The sequence below is a fragment of the Bacillus sp. S3 genome (genome assembly GCF_005154805.1).
Lineage (GTDB): Bacteria > Bacillota > Bacilli > Bacillales > Cytobacillaceae > Neobacillus.
The window spans coordinates 4680278-4698559 of the sequence record NZ_CP039727.1; the positions used below are offsets into that span (position 1 = coordinate 4680278).

Annotated in this window: 8 protein-coding genes; 1 reads left to right on the forward strand and 7 read right to left on the reverse strand. The window is 44.3% G+C overall.

The window, feature by feature from the left end:
- Positions 1-216: 216 nt before the first annotated feature.
- From FAY30_RS22460 to FAY30_RS22480, 5 genes are read right to left on the reverse strand one after another with little or no spacing between them, the layout of a single operon-like run.
- Positions 217-3324: an alpha-mannosidase gene (locus FAY30_RS22460; protein ID WP_149871961.1), complete on the reverse strand. Its 3108-nt coding sequence runs from the start codon at positions 3322-3324 to the stop codon at positions 217-219.
- A 36-nt stretch (positions 3325-3360) separates the two neighbouring features.
- On the reverse strand, positions 3361-5241 hold the full coding sequence (locus tag FAY30_RS22465; protein WP_149871962.1) for a beta-N-acetylhexosaminidase: 1881 nt from the start codon (positions 5239-5241) through the stop codon (positions 3361-3363).
- A gap of 35 nt (positions 5242-5276) precedes the next feature.
- On the reverse strand, positions 5277-5897 hold the full coding sequence (locus FAY30_RS22470) for a YesL family protein (RefSeq protein ID WP_149871963.1): 621 nt from the start codon (positions 5895-5897) through the stop codon (positions 5277-5279).
- A 39-nt stretch (positions 5898-5936) separates the two neighbouring features.
- Positions 5937-7265 carry a glycoside hydrolase family 125 protein gene (locus tag FAY30_RS22475; protein WP_149871964.1) on the reverse strand — a complete coding sequence of 443 codons (1329 nt, stop codon included), beginning with the start codon at positions 7263-7265 and terminating at the stop codon, positions 5937-5939.
- A gap of 18 nt (positions 7266-7283) precedes the next feature.
- Positions 7284-9971, reverse strand: coding sequence for an alpha-mannosidase (locus FAY30_RS22480; protein ID WP_223820820.1), 2688 nt, complete (start codon positions 9969-9971; stop codon positions 7284-7286).
- A 274-nt stretch (positions 9972-10245) separates the two neighbouring features.
- On the opposite strand from FAY30_RS22480, the gene FAY30_RS22485 reads away from it, so the two are divergent.
- Positions 10246-12129 (forward strand): glycoside hydrolase family 84 protein, encoded by a 1884-nt coding sequence (locus FAY30_RS22485; RefSeq protein ID WP_190284733.1) that lies wholly within the window; start codon positions 10246-10248, stop codon positions 12127-12129.
- A gap of 104 nt (positions 12130-12233) precedes the next feature.
- Here FAY30_RS22485 and FAY30_RS22490 read toward each other — a convergent pair whose 3' ends face one another.
- Positions 12234-15230 carry an endo-beta-N-acetylglucosaminidase gene (locus tag FAY30_RS22490; protein WP_149871966.1) on the reverse strand — a complete coding sequence of 999 codons (2997 nt, stop codon included), beginning with the start codon at positions 15228-15230 and terminating at the stop codon, positions 12234-12236.
- A gap of 48 nt (positions 15231-15278) precedes the next feature.
- Complete coding sequence (locus FAY30_RS22495; RefSeq protein ID WP_223820821.1) at positions 15279-17948, reverse strand: endo-beta-N-acetylglucosaminidase; 2670 nt, start codon at positions 17946-17948, stop codon at positions 15279-15281.
- Positions 17949-18282: the final 334 nt, after the last annotated feature.

Here is an 18282-nt window from a genome sequence, read left to right on the forward strand (position 1 = left end):
CCAATTATTTTGACTATTCACACTTCCCGTTATTGTATCAATTTGATATGAAATGTACAATTCTTCGTTTGGCCTCCTCCCTTTTCTACACAAAAAAACGCATTGGGATTCACATATATGTGAATCCCATGCGTTTATGTTTATTAGCAGCTTGTTCAAGCCACTGGAACGGATTGAGACCAGTAAAAAAGTCTCCTTGGCAATTTTTTCAGCCTGTTACTGAATTCTAAAGGTTTTGATTTCATACGGTTTGATGTCAAACTCAATTGGTCCAGTTGATGCTACACCCATTGGCTCTTCCATCAAATTGGTTTCCACCCATGAGGTGATGTTTTCAGCAATATTAATGGCAACCTTTCCTCTGCGTCCCTCAAACTCATGTAAACGGATAATGATTCCATTGCCATCATAAGCAGGCTTCACAGCGTCAAACCAAACATGGTCAGCAGTGGCTTCTAAGAATGACGCTTCTTTCGTCCATTTGCCTTCCACAGCAGTAATCGGATCATTGAGATCCCATGCTTTTTCCACTGTCTTCCCTTGGCGCCAGTCACCGATATGCGGATACAGCGAATAAGTGAAGGAATGCTGTCCCTGGTCTGCTTGCGGATCCGGATGGATCGCTGATTTTAATAAGGTTAAGCGCATCACATTTTCCTTAATGTCATAGCCATATTTAGAGTCATTCAGTAAACTTACCCCGTAATCCGGCTCTGACAGATCAGCCCACTGATGGCCGACGGTTTCAAACTTCGCCATTTCCCAGCTTGTGTTCCAGTGTGTCGGACGTTTCACATTACCGAATTGAATATCATAAGTAGCTTCTGTTGCCCGGATATTGACTGGGAACGACGCCTTCAGCAACTTCCGCTTCTCATGCCAATCAACATTCGTTTCAAAATCAATGCGGCGGTCATTATGATAGAAGACAATCCGTTGAGAAATTTCAGAATGATGATACTTCCACGTAACAAGAATACTAAAGGCAAGCTCCCCGTTTTCTGCCACTTCGAATGTTGCGATATCACGGATTTCCTCCATTTTCTCCTGATAGAACAGATCAATATCCCACGCATCATGTGCAAGCGGTTTATCTTCAAAAATTTGCAGGACATTGCCCTTCGTGCCTTCTTCTAGCACCGAGCGCTGTGATTCCTTATCATAAAGTTTCGTCAGCTGACCGAACTCATTCCACTGAACTAGATAATATGGTGTTTCCAGCTTTCGGTCTTGATAGACAAAATTCGATGATACTGGAGCGGCTTCAGCCGGATCAAAATATAAAGTTGCCGCACCAAAAGATGGAAGACTGTTGACTTCCACAAGCCAGCCATTCTCACGTTTTTGATGATTTAGCACATTGCCGTTGCTGTCTTTCCAGACTCCTGCGGCAAAATCATCAAACTGAGAAACGAACACATTTCTTCTGTCTTTTTGATGGCTCGAATTGATTACAACGACAGAATGATCCGCTGCGGCAATTCCGTTTTGCAGAATCTCCTTGTCGACTTGCTGGACAATTTGGAAGGCTTCCGCATATTCTTCCTTTGCATCTTCATACACTTCATGAATCGAAGAGCCCGGAATAATATCGTGGAATTGATTTCGTAAAATAATCTTCCAGCCGTCTTTTAGCTCAGTATCGCCCATCCAGGCGCCATTTTCAGACAGCCAGGAGGATAGGAATTCTGATCTGCGATATAAAAGCTCAAGTTTCCGATTCATTTTTTTCATGAAGGCCTGGCTTGTATACGTACCCCGATGGTATTCCAGATACAGTTCCCCATCCCATTTATGAATATAACCTTTAGACTCTGCCACATTTTGATGAAGCTTTTCGAAGAAGTCACCAGCCGTTGACGCCTTTACATTCGGCATTCCAGGCATCATGTCTAGTTTCTCTCTCATTTCGAGCATGTGGCGATTGACGCCGCCGCCGCCGTCACCATATCCGTAGGAAAGAAGCAGGTCTTTCGATAAATCCTTATCGCGATAGCCTGTCCAGGCGCCTTTCACCGTTTTCGCGGTGATAAATCCGTTATACGTGTAGAACCAAGAGTCCGGACCGTTCCACGGTTCTGGCGTCGTGATAAAGTGTGTTAAAATCTCTGAACCATCGATTCCCTTCCAATAAAAGGTATCATGAGGCATGCGGTTGTATTGATTCCAGCTGATTTTCGTTGTCATCATGGTGTTGATGCCTGATTTTTTCAAAATCTGCGGCAGTGCCCAGCTGTAACCAAACACATCTGGCAGCCAAAGATAGGTACAATCTACACCAAATTCTTCTTTAAAGAAGTTCTTCCCGTGGAGGATTTGCCGTACCAAAGACTCGCCGCTTGGAATATTACAGTCGGCTTCCAGCCACATCGCACCGCCGGCTTCCCACTTTCCTTCGGCAATTCTCGCCTTCATTTGCTCGTAAATGTCCGGATAGTCAGTTTTGATATAATCATAGAGCTGCGGCTGGGTTTGCAGGAATAGATATTCTGGGAACTGCTTCATTAAATGCAGAACCGTTGAAAAGGAACGGGCAGATTTTTCCCTTGTGTTCCGTAAACGCCAAAGCCAAGCGACATCAATATGTGTATGACCAACCGTATGAATCGTAATATCGGACGTTTTCTCGATTGCTTGAAGCGCTTCTGTTAAGCTTGAATCTGCTTCGTAGCACGATTGATAAAATTCAGCACTTCCAGGCTCGGTCCAATTAATTTGCAGCAAGGCATCTTGAAGCAGTTGTTTTAAAACGGAATAATTAGGATCCGCTTCATTCGTTTCTTTTAGCACTTCATATCCGGCTAAAAGTGTATAGTATAAATTATCCACTTGTGTATCGAGCCAGCCGATTTTCGCCATTTCCAGTTTAAATTCGTTCTCAACCGGAACGCCGCCACCTTCAAGACCCGACCAAAGGCGAAAATCCAGACTCATTGGCCCTTTAGTGATTTCCTTATCAAAGAGGACCTCTTCGTGATTGGAATCGACACCCTGGTATGGTTTTCCATTTACAAATAGTAAGGATTCAAACCCTGAATTATTCCCGCCGCCTGTCTTGCCGAAGGAGAACAGCCCGGCTACCTGCTTGCTGCTGATTGGCAGATGACTATCAATATCTGCATGAAGCCAAATATATCGATCCCGCCCTTTCCAATAATCACCCAGCTTCATCACGCTAGTTTCATCATAAGAAACAGGTGGATAGGCTCCCACTTTGCCATCATCTTCCTGTGCGATAAATTGCTCAATCGCAATGCAATCACGATAACGATAACCCTCTAATTCGTGAATACGGGCTTCAAATTTTCTTTCCGTTAAAAACAATCCGTTCACCCCATTTTGTTATTTTCGAATTTCCCCTTATAAAGAGAAGTTTCCTGCTGTGACGATACGGTGATACACATTGCCGCCAATTAAGCCGTCAAACATTTCCCAAGGCCCATCATGGCGTAATCGTTCCTCTTCTAATTCCTCAATAGCAGAAATCCTGCCCTCCAGCCATTCATGAATCCGATATTTTACCGAGTCCATCCGGGTAATGACACCGCCGTAACGAATATCAATAACCTCCCAGCCAAATGGTTTATAGGCAGCAAACCAGATGTTTCGATGCATTTGACGCAACAGATTCACATTGGCTTGGATCCAATCGAGCTTTGGCAGGAACGCCCTCATTTGCTCGAAGTCTTTTTTCTCATACACTTCTTTGATTTTTATTCCGATTTCCGCCTTCACACTTAAAACTCTGGCCAATTGCTCATAAAACTCAAATAGCTTTTCCCATTTGGGGTTATTGTGTTTCGCTTGTTCCATTTCCGGGACTAGTTTTTGATAATGCTCACCAATGGACAGTCCGCGAATATTTTCATCATATAATCCAATTAAGACATCCTGGTACAATAACACTTTAGAGGTCATCGATATATTCATGTTATCTTTCATCACACCGGGCGTCTCATCCAATCTTTTTAACATCATAAAGTCATCAAAGTGTCCTTCATTAAGGAAAGCAAATCGCTTGGCGGTATGGGCTATGGTTACTTCCTTATGATAGGTGTGTTCTGCAAATAATTGTAAGATTGGCATTGAGGTGGAGAATGGGGTTTCGGCTCCATTGTCGCCCCATAAGGTCACAAATACTTCTTTAATACCCTCTTTTTTACATGCAGCCATAGCGGCTTCCGTTGTCGCAATGGCTTTTCCGTAGTTCGGAGCAAGCCCATTCCACGTCCAGGCCCCGCCGGCAAAAATGGTCTTCTTGGCAAGCTGTTTATGATGCCTGAAATAGGTTTCATACACTTCCTGCTCTCCCTGATAATAATTCCAATAAACAAGCTCTACATCAGGAATGGAAGCTAGAATTTCCTCGCGAATGCGGCCGTTTTCATCGCGGTATTTGCTGTCTTCTGCAAACAGCGTGAAGTACATGTCACTCCAGATCATTGGTTTAAGACCATACTTATCGGTAAGGGAAACAACCTTTTGCAGATGACGGTTCATGAGATCGATATGATTCTCATAACCGTGCTTTTCTAAATATTTACCTAAACCGAGCTGGAAGGTCTCATCCATGCCAATATGAATCCGCTTCGTCTGAAACGGTTCCGAGGCTGCCCTAATACAGTTTTCCAAGAATTCATACGTCTTCGGCTCATCTACTAATAAAATGTCGTCTGTGTCTTTTATACTAGCAGCATCATTCCATTTAAGTGCTTCCCGTAGGTGGCCCAATGCCTGAATACAAGGGATCATTTCAATCCCTAATTTTCCGGCATAGTCATCACAGGCTTTCAACTCTTCTGTTGTATATCTTCCCCGCATATAGCCAAAATAGGGATATTCCTTTACCTCGTACGTATCCTCTGTATAAAGCATCAAGGTATCTAAGCCCATAACAGCCATTCTTCGGAGCAGCTTTTCGATATCAGCAACGGTTGGCACGGCATTTCTTGATGCATCCAGCATCACACCGCTCAATTCAAACTGTGGATTTTCCGAAAGATCAAACTCATGGTCTTTATGAAAATGTTCGAGCCATAATCCTAAAGCCCGGAAAAAATGAATCGGCTTATCAAACGTTATTTCCCCATGGCCGTCTTTATTGGCTGCCCTTAATGGTCCATGTTGATTTTTCACATCAATCGGATAGCCTTTCGTTGATAGGTGAATATTTAACTGTTTTGCGATACCTCGAAGACCCTCCGCAACAGAAGATATGTCTCCCCTTACGTGCAGTTCCATGATCACTCCCCCTGTTTTTCCAACTTCCAACATGTTTACTGCTGTTGTAATCGTTTTTCTAATGAGGCAAATCGGCCAAGACAAACCTTCATCATCCAAAGGGCCGGCGCGACCGCAGATATAAACAGGACGAGGCCGGGATACCGATTCATCACATAGCCGATAAAAATTAACCCAATTCCAATCAAAAGGGTAGATGGTAAACTTGTCACGGTAAACAGAAACGACTGCCTGATATATTCTTTATTTGACAGCTCGTAATGGACATAGATGGCAAAGAAATAACCAACAGCCATTAATAGGACAAAGATTAGACTGTAAAGAATAATTAATAGAAGGCTGGCAAAAACACCTGTCATCAACTGTTCAGCAATACGGATATCAACAAAGAGAAAAAGGCCAATGCTGTAAAACACAAGGCCTATTCCATTGCTTCTTTTCCATTCTTTAAAATAGACTTGCTTAAACGTCTTCCATACAGGTAGATCCGTATCTTTTCTCAGCCATTTCCGGACAATAGTGAACAGGGCGACGGATGCCGGAAAAAAGCCAAAGACCCCTAATCCCAAGATGGTAAAGGCAATCCAGTACAGATTGGCCAAGATTGCCCTCCAAATCCATTCACAAACGACAATCATCCATGGCACTTTTTTCATGATCCATCACCCTTTCAAATGACTAAACTTGACTGTTTCTTACGCTTGATTGCCTTTGTTCTTCATTAATTGATTATAAAGCGGACTTCCTTTTACTGCCTTACCCGTTAAACTTAAGACGAATTCACTGAACATGGTGTTGGCCCATGCAAACCAATCCCTTGTAAATTCTTCAGGGCTATCAGCGTTAAAGCCTTCATGCATAAAATGAGTACCACCGTCTGTTTGTTTAAAATAAGCTAAAATTTCTTGTTTTTCTGCTTCACTCGTTGTGGTCATTCCTTGGATGGCCAATGCGATATGCCAAATATAATGATCAGGCGTATGCGGACTGCCAATTCCATTAGCATATTTTCCTTCATAATAATAAGGATTATCCCTGCTTAAAAGGAAGGAACGTGTGTGTAAATAGGTTGGATCATCATACGAAAGATAGCCTAAGTACGGTGCTGCAAGCAGGCTCGGAACATTGGCATCATCCATGACATTCACTCGGCCTTCTCCGTCTGTTTCGTATACATACATGTCGCCATGAATCGGGTGGTCCAGCTTCGCGTATTGTTCAATCCCCTTTTGAATTTCACCGCGAAGTTTCAGGCATTCTTCTTTAAGTGCTGGATGGTTTAATACATCACACATTTCCGCTGCATACCCTAAGACGACTACGGCAAACATATTAGCCGGGACAAGGTAGCCGTATGTGCAGGCATCATCGCTTGGACGGAAAGCACTCCAGGTCATACCTGTCGGAACAACTCGTCCTCCCTTGCCTTCACGGATCAACGTATCTGACTGGCGGCAATCCGTACGCTCAAAGCGGTAAGGAGATAGCTCTTCATGATCCTGCTCTGTCCGCCATACCTGAATAATGGTTTCCACTACCTGTTGGAACGTTTCATTTATTAGAGTAGTCCGTCCTGTCGACTTCCAGAATAGGTAGGCTAGCTGGATCGGATAACATAAGGAATCAATTTCATACTTCCGCTCCCAAATATGCGGTGTCATCTTGGTTAAATCCGTTTGATGCCCTTTGCCATTTGCTGTTTGATTAAACGCATTGGCATACGGATCATGCAGGATGAAATCAAATTGCTGGCGAATGACTCCTTCAAGTAGAGCAGCCATTTCTTCATCCTCTTCAGCAGCAAGTAAATAAGGTCTAACCTGTGCGGCTGAATCTCGCAGCCACATTGCCGGGATATCCCCGGTAATCACGAATGTTTTCCCATCTTCTTGTTTCTTCAACGTAGTGGTATACGTATTAACAAAGCATTGCTCAAACATATGCTGTAACTTTTTATCGTGCGGAAAAAATTCGTTTACATGTTGAATCAGTTTTTGCATGGATTCAGGAATTACTGAAGTCATTTGTACCCGCTCCTATCTCTATTTTTGAAAACCTAATGTGATAATTTCGTATTTTCCTACTTCATATGAATCTTTGGCATTGTCTGACTGTTTTTCTAGGATGTTGCTTTTATAGGATTCATGGTCCTGGATATTGGCCTGAAGATTAGTCTTTTCTTCGGCCGGATTAAACCAGCGAACCATCACATCATCTCGCTCTTCCGCTACCCTCATGGACGTCCATACAAGTCCATTGGATTCGGATTGAACAAATTGATGTGTCTCCGGGAACGCCCCTTCATGGATGTCCGTCTGAACAACGACGAGCGGAACTTTGTATTGATAGGCATCGACAAAGGCTTGTGACTGAATGACATCTTTCTCGTGCGGCAGCACTTGCCATTCTGCAGTCTGCATCCCTAAGCATTGTGCTTCCGGTGTCGGGAAGTAGCCCCAGTCCCCAAGCTCGGCTGTCGCACGAAGCACGGTAACCGCAATGGTGCCATTCTCCGGGATAATTTCATATTCTTGCAAACCATCTGTTGCTACGGTTAATCCCATTCTCTCATCCGCCAGGCTGGCAAAGCGCTGCTGGTGATGGCAGAAGCTCGGATTCTCCCACTCTTTTTCCGGTGTGTTCGGGCGGGTGACTATTTCAAAAATACTGTCTGCTTGATGTGTTTCTGTCTGTAAACCTGTTGGGAACAATACACGCAGACGGTGGTCTGTAGCTTGGTTGTCAATGGTCAGTTTAAATGCCGGACCCTTCATTCCCTTTTCAAGGGTAACAACCGTTTTTAAGGTAATCGCAGTCATTTCGTTCGATCTGCCTGACGCTCTTTCTTTGTGCCAAATAAGCTTATTGCGTTCGATTGCTAAGCGATCGTCCGCTGAAACCGGGATCGATAACGTATGTGTAAACTCCAGGACGGTTCTGAGTGTGCTTCTTTCTAACCATGTAAATTCTGCCGGTACACCCTTTGTCGTAATTGGGGCATGTCCCTCTGCTTCCTTGTACATATATTCGTTTCCAACATCTCCTGTGTCCTCATAAATGCCAAGCTGATGGAACGACTCCCCTGTTTCCTTCTGCATGAGATCATAGCTGCCGTCTTCATGAAACTGTAGATGTACATATTCATTTTCCATTTCGAACTGGGTATCGGAAGCAGGTACATCCTGCTGCACTCCTTCGGTACCCTGTACAAGGTAGAAGGTTTTATAACCAAATGACGGTACGCCCTCCGCGAAGAACGAAACCTTTGCCCGTTTGGCAAAATACGGCTGACGGAATTTATCATCCGGCAGATCGTAGCCAAATTCGACTGCAGGTTCCTCTAGCTGCATGTCTACCATATTACCTTCCCCATCAACCAGTATATAGCTTGGCGTTTCCTTATCCTGTAGGTAGGCTGGAATTTCTTCGAAGTGCATTTGTGAAAAATACACTCTTTCCAAGTCAACTATTTGGGTGATGACTTCATTTTTCTCCCAGCCTGTCGTATTCATAATAACGAGTGGAATACCGCCTTCAGGTGTCTGCGAAGTATCAACTGTTTGTGCCAGCTCAGCTGCTTTTTCCCTGACAAACACCTCTCCCATTTGCGATACCGTTTCAAAACGGGTAACCATTTCACGGTGAACTTCATCTACACTGCAGCCGCAAATACTGTCATGCGGGTGGTTCTTCATGAGCGATTTCCACATGAAGCGGACATATTCCCTTGGGTAGCTGCCGCCTGCTAAATAATTCATGGCCGCCAGCGGCTCAGCATTTTTCTCTAAAAGGGTTTGACAGTGATGATTCATTTGCTTTAAATAAATCCGGCTTGACGCCGTATTGACTAGGGTGGACCAGCCGTCTGTCCGCTGATTGCGCAATTCCCCTTCAATGACCTGCAGCTCCTCAGGAAGAGCTTGTTTTAACTCTTCCGTATATTCATTAAAACTTGAATGCTTAAATTGATAATCAGGATAAAGAGCCGATGCTGTTTCAATCGCCTGTGGAATCGACTTTTGCAGCGGCTGATGATCACAGCCGTTCATAAACAATAATTGATTCGTTGAAGCATATTTTTCAGCATCCTCGAGTTTCTTATCCCAGAACGCTTTCGCTTCCTCTTGATCCACCGGGATTTCATTCCCATTGGAATACCAGTTAGCAAATAAAATTCCTAAAACACTTGAACCATCCGGTGATTTCCATATCATTTCGGAATAGGGTGATTCATAATCAGGCACATCTGATACGGTGTTATTAAAGCCCGTCGGCTTCACTCCCCTGCCAAAGGCAGCCGTATCGATTCCCGCCTGCTTTAAGAGCTGAGGGGCCTGCCCGTAAATACCGAATGTATCCGGAAAATAGCCGATTTTTGAAAAATGTCCATAGGCTTTCGTATCATTCAACCCAATCAAAAGGTTGCGGACATTCGCTTCCGAGCTTGTTAAAAAAGCATCCTGCAGTACATACCAAGGGCCGATATGAAGTTTTTCCTCTTCTATTAATTGCTTAACCAGTTCTCGATTTTCCGGGTGGACAGCGAAATAATCCTCGAGCAGAACCGTCTGCCCATCTAGATGAAACGACTGAAAACCGCTGCCGTCCTTTTTGAACTGTTCAATAAGATTATTCATAAGCTGAATGAAATAATAGCGGTGTGTTTCGAAAGGCAAGTACCATTCCCTGTCCCAATGGGAATGGGAAATAATATGGGCTGTCTTTTTCATGAGACTTCCACTCCTTTTACTATTTAAATGCGAAAACGCTGTCATTATTGAATGATAAAGTATTTCCACTCTTACAATAAAAAAAGCTGTCATAAACAGCAATAGATTCACCACAAGTCATAAAGTTATTTCAGTGTATATAAAATTAATCCATTTAAAAAGAAAAGCGCAAACGATAAAATAAACATAACGGATGGAACGTATAAATGTAAGCGTTATCCAATCAAGTAAAATAATTGGTTTCTTGTTACCAGATGATAAAGGAGATTTACTTATGACTAATACAACTGTTTCTGAAACAACAGCTGCTGCGGCATCTGCAGAAGAAAAAGCACAAATCGAATATGAGATCTATCCTATACCACATCAAGTCACCTATCATGAAGGTTCATTGAAATTTGACATGGCGATCCAAGTCATCTACGACGATACCATTGATTCCGTTACGAGAAAAAAGCTGGAAACCGTGTTGAAACAAAATGGCTGCCCGGCTCCGAGTGAAGGGACCACGCCCGCTGATGACAAAATCAATATTTTAGTAGGAACAATAGGCTCAAACGGCCCTGTCGATACCTATGCGGCAAAAGAAGTAAACGCTGATGGCATGGATTTTTCTAAAATTGATGCGTATCAACTAGACATTCAAAAGAATGTGATTACGATTCTGGGAAAAGACACAGATGCCAGCTTCTATGGTGTCCTATCGTTACATGCCATTTTATCGCAAGCCGCTGACAAAGTCGTCCGGAATGTAACCATTCAGGATTATGCCAATACAAAAATCAGAGGGTTTATTGAGGGGTACTACGGCATTCCTTGGAGCAACGAAGACCGCATGTCGCTTATACGCTTTGCCGGCCAATTTAAAGCGACCTCTTATGTATTCGCACCAAAGGACGACCCGTATCACAGGGAAAAATGGGCGGAAGTTTACCCGCCTGAAAAATTAGCGGAAATTAAAGAAATGGCGCAGGTTGGAAATGAAAATAAAACCCGTTTCGTTTGGACGATTTCCCCATTAACAGAGGTAGCCAAAATCTCGCAAACAGGCGGCGACCCGATGCTTGAGCTTGAGGAAAATACCGATAAGATGCTTGCCAAGTTTGAACAATTATATGCTGTCGGTGTACGGCAATTTGGTGTGTTGGGCGACGATGTCGGCAGCCTGCCGCATGATTATGTTGTTGCCTTAATGCATTCAGTTTCGGAATGGGCAATAGCAAAAGGCGATGTCTATGATACCTTGTACTGTCCGGCAAGCTACAATTCCGACTGGGCTTGGATTCCTGCCGAGTTGAATGCCTATGAAAAAGGATTCGATCAAAACATCCAAATCTTCTGGACTGGGTCAACGACTTGCGGGCCGATTGTCCAGTCAACCATCGATACATTTAAAACTTTAGAGAATGACGGTGTTGACAGAAGGGATCCATTATTCTGGCTTAACTGGCCAGTAAATGATGTCGATATGTCGCGCGTCTTTTTAGGCAGAGGGGAAATGCTCCAGCCGGGGATTCAACATCTAGCCGGTGTGGTGACAAACCCCATGCAGGAAGCAGAAGCATCAAAGCTGTCTATCTTCGCTGTATGTGATTATGCATGGAACACAGAGGCATTTCATGCGCAAAAAAGCTGGGAAGACAGCATGAAATATTTCGAGCCTGAAGCAGCGGAAGAGTTTTATACTATCGCAAAACATATGTCAGACGCTGACCCGAATGGTCTTAAACTGTCCGAGAGTGAAGAGATTAAGCCTTTGCTAGACTCCATCACATCTAAAGTAAATAATGGTGAATCGTTAAAAGACGCGGCTCCCAAAGCCATGGCCGAACTGCAAAAAATCGCCGATGCCGCAGATGGATTTTTGGCAAAAACCAAAAATGAAAAGTTAAAAAATGAGCTCGCACCCTTTGTCCAGTCATTACGTGATCTGGTTCTGGCGGATATTGAGTATATTAAAACGATTCTCGCTGTTGAAGCAGACAACAAAGCAGGCTCAAGGGATCATTTTGAAAAAGCAACGGCATTACGCCAGCAAAGCTTAAACTATGATCGCCCGCTCTTAGAAGGCACGATGAAAACAATGCCCGCAAAGAAAAGACTGCAGCCATTTACAGCTAACCTGGAGGAAAAGATTTTACCAATGGTCGCACAATAATAAATCGGTCCAAAAAGGGGCTAGGCCACCGCTGGATAAAAGCAGCGGAGACCTAGCCCCTTACTTGTTAATTCTGAAGAGAGGATGAAACAGGAAAACCGCTCCTATGATTCCTTCTTCAATTGCTGGATCTTTTCCATGGCCTGAACGAGTCGGTCATAGTTTGTGACTTGCTTTCTTAGTGTTGGATGGAGCTTATTGTAGGCTACTTTACAATCGTTGACGATGTGTTTATCGTCAAGCGTCAAATCGTTAACATCTGGCAGATTGTTGATTTGATGAATGACCTCGGTTACCTTTTCGTTCAAATAGGCCACGCTGTATCTTAGGCTTTCTCTTTCACCTTCGGTTTGAACCGTATAATAGATTCTTCCCGCTTCCGTGCTGCCAAAGTCTAACTGATCGAATGTGATAGTTCCATCCGTTTCAACTGTCTTCTCTGCCAGAGCAGCATCCGCATCCAACGATTTATATAAGCGTACTGTCTGACCTTTCTTCACTCTTTCAAGTGTAACCTGATCGTTTGCTCCGGCATTATTTTCTGCCTTCACAAAATGCATCATGCTATTTTCTGTTCGTGGGAGAGCCGCACTTTCAAACATCTGCCATTCATAAATCCGGATCGCACCCCATGGAGAGGTTCCGCTATTGTAAATTTGCAGTTTGAATTCTTTTGCGGTCACCGGCTGGTCTAAGACGATATCCGTTACCGCTTTCGTGTTACCCGTAATCTTTTTGGCGCTGACCCACTCGCCATTATCATTCTTGTAAAACAGTTCAAAATCAACGGTATTCATGTTGCTGGCTTCCCCGCCATATTCGGCATGTTCCACGCGCCAGCGGCGGATGGTTTTCTTCTCACCGATATCAATTGTCATGTACCCAGTTTTGGCATTGACCGCACACCATTTACTGTTACCAATAGCCGTGCCGTCTAAAGCTTTAACTGCAGGCTCGGCAGCATTTTCTGCTGATACACCTGTAACCTTTGCATTTAGAGCCACGTTCGCTGAAGTCGGATTGCTCTCAACCTCTGTTGCATCTGTTCCCATCCCCCAGTCAAAGGCAATTTCAGCTGCCTCGCCGCGCACATAATCGCGATTAACCGGAACAACCTTCAAAGTGGTCATGTTATCACTTGATGCGTTTTCCACGGTCCGGGTAATATTAGGCGTGTAGAAATAATTATTCGGTGTTACTCCTAAAAGTGTATCCATTCCATCTGCATTCTCTTGGTATACCTCGTAGTACAAGTCATTATCTTTGTCAGCCCAGCTTAGACGGGCCTCCGCCTCAAATGCAGTCCGAGGCATTTTTTCTAGAATCTTTACATCTGCAGGCTTTGTTAAAACCGGTGCCTTGGCATCATAAACGGACAGCTGACCTAAATGGATCGAATAGTTGTCCATCTTTTCCGCATTGCTCACTTTCAGGCTTAACGCATAAGCTGTTTTTCCAGCATCCTTTCCAAGATCGACAACTGCTGTCTGCCAGCCATCCCCTGACTTAGCTAATGGATAATATTTCATTTGATCTTGTGCATAGTCTTCACCGTATGCTACACCAAGCGACACCTCTGCTCCGGTTGGATTTTGATAGACGACACGAACCTTTGTCGTATCGGTTACATCCAATTTCGTGCTGTACAGCATGGTGTCATTGACAGAACCTGCATCAAGCGTGCCGCTCAATTTCAGGGAGTTGCCGCCGTTATAGGCTTTTTCAAAATCATAAGCTACGTTGATTCGGCTTCCTTCATGGCGGGTCCACCAGCGCCAAGTCGGCATGATGTCCTGAATGGAGCGGTTATTCCACTCAAGCTCACTGGCGGTTTTTCCATTTACAAAATACTGTTTTCCGTGCCCGCTGTTAAAATTGGTGGTAAACGGCATTTCCTCAATGACAGACGCATCCGTCACAAAGCGCGCCATCCCTTTCCAATTGGCAGAATCATCGGCAAGAGTTGGGTCGCCCTGAGGGCCTGTCCACAACGTTTTCTCTTTCTCATGGAAGTCAGCTGGGTCCTTCGCCAATCCCATGGTGGAGTTTGGTGTATAGAGCGCGATGGAAACCTTTGGCTGCTTGTTCTCATCCAGCAGGGCATCCGTATTAATTTTCGTATTATACGAATTGGCTTGGAGTTCAAAACCTGCATAGGCATCAAAAGGACTGCGCTTATGTCCATTCATGGTCTCAACCGTTGTGTTAATTTTGCTGGTTGTCCAGTTGTAGTTTAAAAAGAACTCATCAACGGCATATACACCATCTTCCGCAGGTTTTACATACATATCATTCTTGCTGTTGATGGAATCCTGATAGTTAATCGCTCCATTATTATCTTGCGCATCGTACCAGCTTACTTGCAGTTTAGAATTCCGCTTGATATAGCGCATCATTTCATTCATGCGTTCCGCCGTTTCCTTGCTGACTCCGTAGGTTTCTTGGTTAAAGAAATAACCATCAAAACCGTAGTATTCTGCTATTTCAATCATTTTGTCTGCCACCGGGAAACTTCCATCAGCCTCCTGCTTGGTAAACTTCTCGATTTCGGCAACCCCTTCAGCTGACCTGCCCCACGGGAAACCAAGTGTGGCATAGACGGGAACCCCATTGCGGTGAGCTGCATCAACGATATCCGGTGTTGGAATAGCAAAAACCCCTTCATTCGTTCCTGCCCAATAAATATAGGAATCTAGCAATTGCCAGTTATCAAAGGCATATACATTAAATTCATTGCTTCCGACCGAACTTGCTTCATCGTGGTTCCAAGTGGTAATTCCTGCATTCGTTATACCTGCCTTTGGACTGGCAAGCGGATTCACCTGGGCCCCTTTGAAGCGGTCTTTATTCAACGGAACACTGGCGCGGTTTAACTCGGCGTCCGGATCATTTTCGGGTGACCACTTCAGCAATGTATCCACTCTAAAAGCTGGTGCCAGCGGCTTTAGACTGAGGTGTTCCGCATAATTTTCGTTCACGACATCTGTTCCGTCTCCATTCACTTCGGCATTTGCTCCAGTGGCCCCCATTGAACTAAGTAACATGAAGGCAGCTGAAGCAGATAACAAACGGCTGTAAAACTTATTTCGACTTCTCCACATACGATCCTTCCTCTCCGGGACAGGTCGACCCTGTCCCTTTCACAAATTCTATTTTGTTGGAAATCCATAAACCTCAAATTCATAGATTCGTGCAGCTTGGTCGCCGCCTTGGGTTGGCTTGTCCGTCCATAACCGGATAAAGCGTGCATTGGTTAAGGTGATGCTATGTTCTGAGACAGCTGCTGAATTATCTGTTACTTTCATAGCCTCTGTCCAGTTTTCTCCGTCCGTACTTACTTCAATTCTGAATGCCTGGGTATTAAAGGCACCCGGTTCCCCGCCGGCCTGAGCATGGTGAATAACGAATTTTGCAATCGAATATTGACCGCCAAGATCAACCTTTAGCCAATGAGGGGCATCCCCTAAGGCGCACCATTTACTTTTTACGTTTCCATCCAAAGCATATTGTGCCGCTTCACTCGGAGCACATTGTCCGCTCGCAATGGCCATCTTATTCAACGCAACATTTTTAATATCCTTGGCAGCTGCAGAAATGGTAATCATCGCTTCTTTAGTTAGAATACTTTCACCTTCACTGTTTTTCGCAATCAAGGTAACAGGGTAGACGCCTTCTTTTTCATAGGTGACAACCGGGTTTTTCTCATTGCTCACAGACGGTGTACCGCCTTCAAAATGCCATTCCACTGCTTCTGTTACCTCAGAGGAAGTATCGAAAAATTGGATCTTATCCCCAGGTGCTGCTACCGTTTGATCTGCTCGGAAATCCGCTTTAGGCTTTGGATAGGACGGCCAGTCGAACGTTACAGCTGCAGGCTCGCTTCGTTTAAACTCTTTGTTCACAGCAACAATTTCCAAATCGGTACTGCTTTCCTTTCCGTTTCGTCTTAGTTTGGAAAGGTAATACACATGATTAGGTGTGGCACCGACAAACTCTTTTTCGTGGTTTGGCAGCGTCCGGTAAATTTCATAGTGGCTTACATCGGAATTAGACGGCTCCCAAGCAAGAGCCACATCCGCATAGATTCCTTTGTTAAACTCAGTATTACTTACCTTACCTTGCTTTGGTGCTTGGACCCGGTTGTGCTTCTCTTGTTTGTTATAAACCTTGATTTCACCAATATTTGTCGTAAAGTCCTTCACCCCGCTGTCACTTTCCACTAAAAGCGAGATGGCTGCGATGTTTTTATCACTGTATTTTTTCAATTTAAACGAATCGGTCATCCATTGCTGATGACTTTGCTTTTTCACATCGAAAAAGACAAATTGGTCAGGATTGTCGGTGAAGCTGACCCCAAGCTTCATGTTTGGCTTTTTCAAATCTGTTTTATAAGTCAGGGCGATTTCCGTATCCTTTTGAATCGGCAGGTTGGTTTTATAAAGCTTAATCTGTGTTGGATTGTTTGCATCAATCGCACCTGAAAGCTTTAAGGAGCTTCCGCCGTAATAAGAAGTTTCCCAATCAAAATCAACGTCAACCGCCTGTCCGCCCTCTTTCAGCCAGCGCCAGGTCGGCAGAAGATCCTGCAGGCTGCGGTTATTCCATGACTGTTCGCTTACCGTCTGTCCATCTACTGCAAAGAACTTACCGCTGCCGGTATTAAAATGAGTGACAAAAGGAAGTTCCTCGACAGCCGTTTTGGCCGTGAAATAATGGGCCATTCCTTTCCACGTACCGTTCTCATTGGTGGACGCAGGATTTCCAGACTTGCCAACCCAGAATTCATTTTCCTTCTGGTAAAACTGTTCCATGGTTTCCGCTGTTTTGAAAGCCCAGTCCGGACGATAAATTCCTAAAGAAGTTAGGGGTGCTTTGCCCTCAGGGAAGATTCCCTGCCAAGGAATAGTTGTGTTTGTTCCATTCGCTTCCACATCAATCCCGGTAAACAAGTCATACGGGCTTCTGCCGAGTTCCTGCGCCTTAGCCGCGGAAGATTGCTGATCGCGCCACCAGAAGTTTAAAAACATGCTGTCAGAAACACGCTTGTTGCCGTCCTGTAAAAAACTGCTATTTTTATCCGTTAACGCATTTTGCCAATTAATTCGGCCATCCTTCGTCATCGAATCGTACCACATGATTTGCATATCTTGCGGTTTATGTTTTTGAAGATACACAAGGAATTCCTGCATTTTTATAGCAGTCTGGACGTTCCCGCCTTCGGTTTCCTGGTTTATGAACCAGCCGTCAAACCCATAATAGTTTGCCGCTTCAAGCAATTTGTCCGCTGCTGGGAAGGTTCCATCCTCCCGCTGGGTCAGCATTTGGTTGACCCATTCTGCCTTCCCGCCATAAACAGTCGGAGGGAAGAAAACGTTTCCTAAAATCGGTACGCCATTTTTATGGGCAGCGTCAATGACGTCCGCACTAGGCGGCACAATAATACCTTCACCGGCAGAGCCTGCCCAATACACCATAAGATCAACGTACTGCCAATAACTAAAGGTATTGGCATAAAAATCCTTCCCACCTTGAGAAGGCACCCCGCTCGTAGTAGGGTTTAAGGCAGACAAAGCTACTACTTTCGCATCAGATTGTGCGTGGTCATTGACCTTGTATAACTCTTCCCGTTTAGCTAATGGGATCTGGCTGCGGTTAAACACAGCATTAGGATCCTTCTCCGGCGTCCAGTTTAATAGTTGTTCAGGATACCAGTAAGATGATTCCGGCTGTTTAGCGAGACTTGCATTTGGCCATAACAGGATGAAACACAAGCCGAAAAAGGCAGCCATCAACAAATGGTTCTTTTTCAAATCAATCATTTTCCATCTCCCCACCTTTAATATTTTTATATTGAAGCTTTTTTAGAGCGAGCTTCCTTCTTTATACCCATGCCACCCCAATTTTTAGATAGCGCTCTCATTTTCCAAAATATTCTACCAATCTGCTTTCCTCCTACAATATTCCGGCCCGTAATCTCCGTCAATGAACTAGAAACATGTGATAAGGTTTTTCCACTATTTCTATAATTTATTCATTGAAATTTCCACTTTAGGGAGCATGAGACAATCCTTATGTTTCTAATTGAAAAGGTGCCTGACACCAAAAGGACCCTAGTTTCCTAGGGTCTTCTTCCTATTACTATTAACCTATCCG

Bases quoted from the DNA above. Each gene is read 5' to 3' on its own strand.
- FAY30_RS22465 (WP_149871962.1), bottom strand. From the start codon at position 5,241: ATGGAACTGCACGTAAGGGGAGACATATCTTCTGTTGCGGAGGGTCTT.
- FAY30_RS22470 (WP_149871963.1), bottom strand. From the start codon at position 5,897: ATGAAAAAAGTGCCATGGATGATTGTCGTTTGTGAATGGATTTGGAGG.
- FAY30_RS22475 (WP_149871964.1), bottom strand. From the start codon at position 7,265: ATGACTTCAGTAATTCCTGAATCCATGCAAAAACTGATTCAACATGTA.
- FAY30_RS22480 (WP_223820820.1), bottom strand. From the start codon at position 9,971: ATGAAAAAGACAGCCCATATTATTTCCCATTCCCATTGGGACAGGGAA.
- FAY30_RS22485 (WP_190284733.1), top strand. From the start codon at position 10,246: ATGACTAATACAACTGTTTCTGAAACAACAGCTGCTGCGGCATCTGCA.
- FAY30_RS22490 (WP_149871966.1), bottom strand. From the start codon at position 15,230: ATGTGGAGAAGTCGAAATAAGTTTTACAGCCGTTTGTTATCTGCTTCA.
- FAY30_RS22495 (WP_223820821.1), bottom strand. From the start codon at position 17,948: ATGATTGATTTGAAAAAGAACCATTTGTTGATGGCTGCCTTTTTCGGC.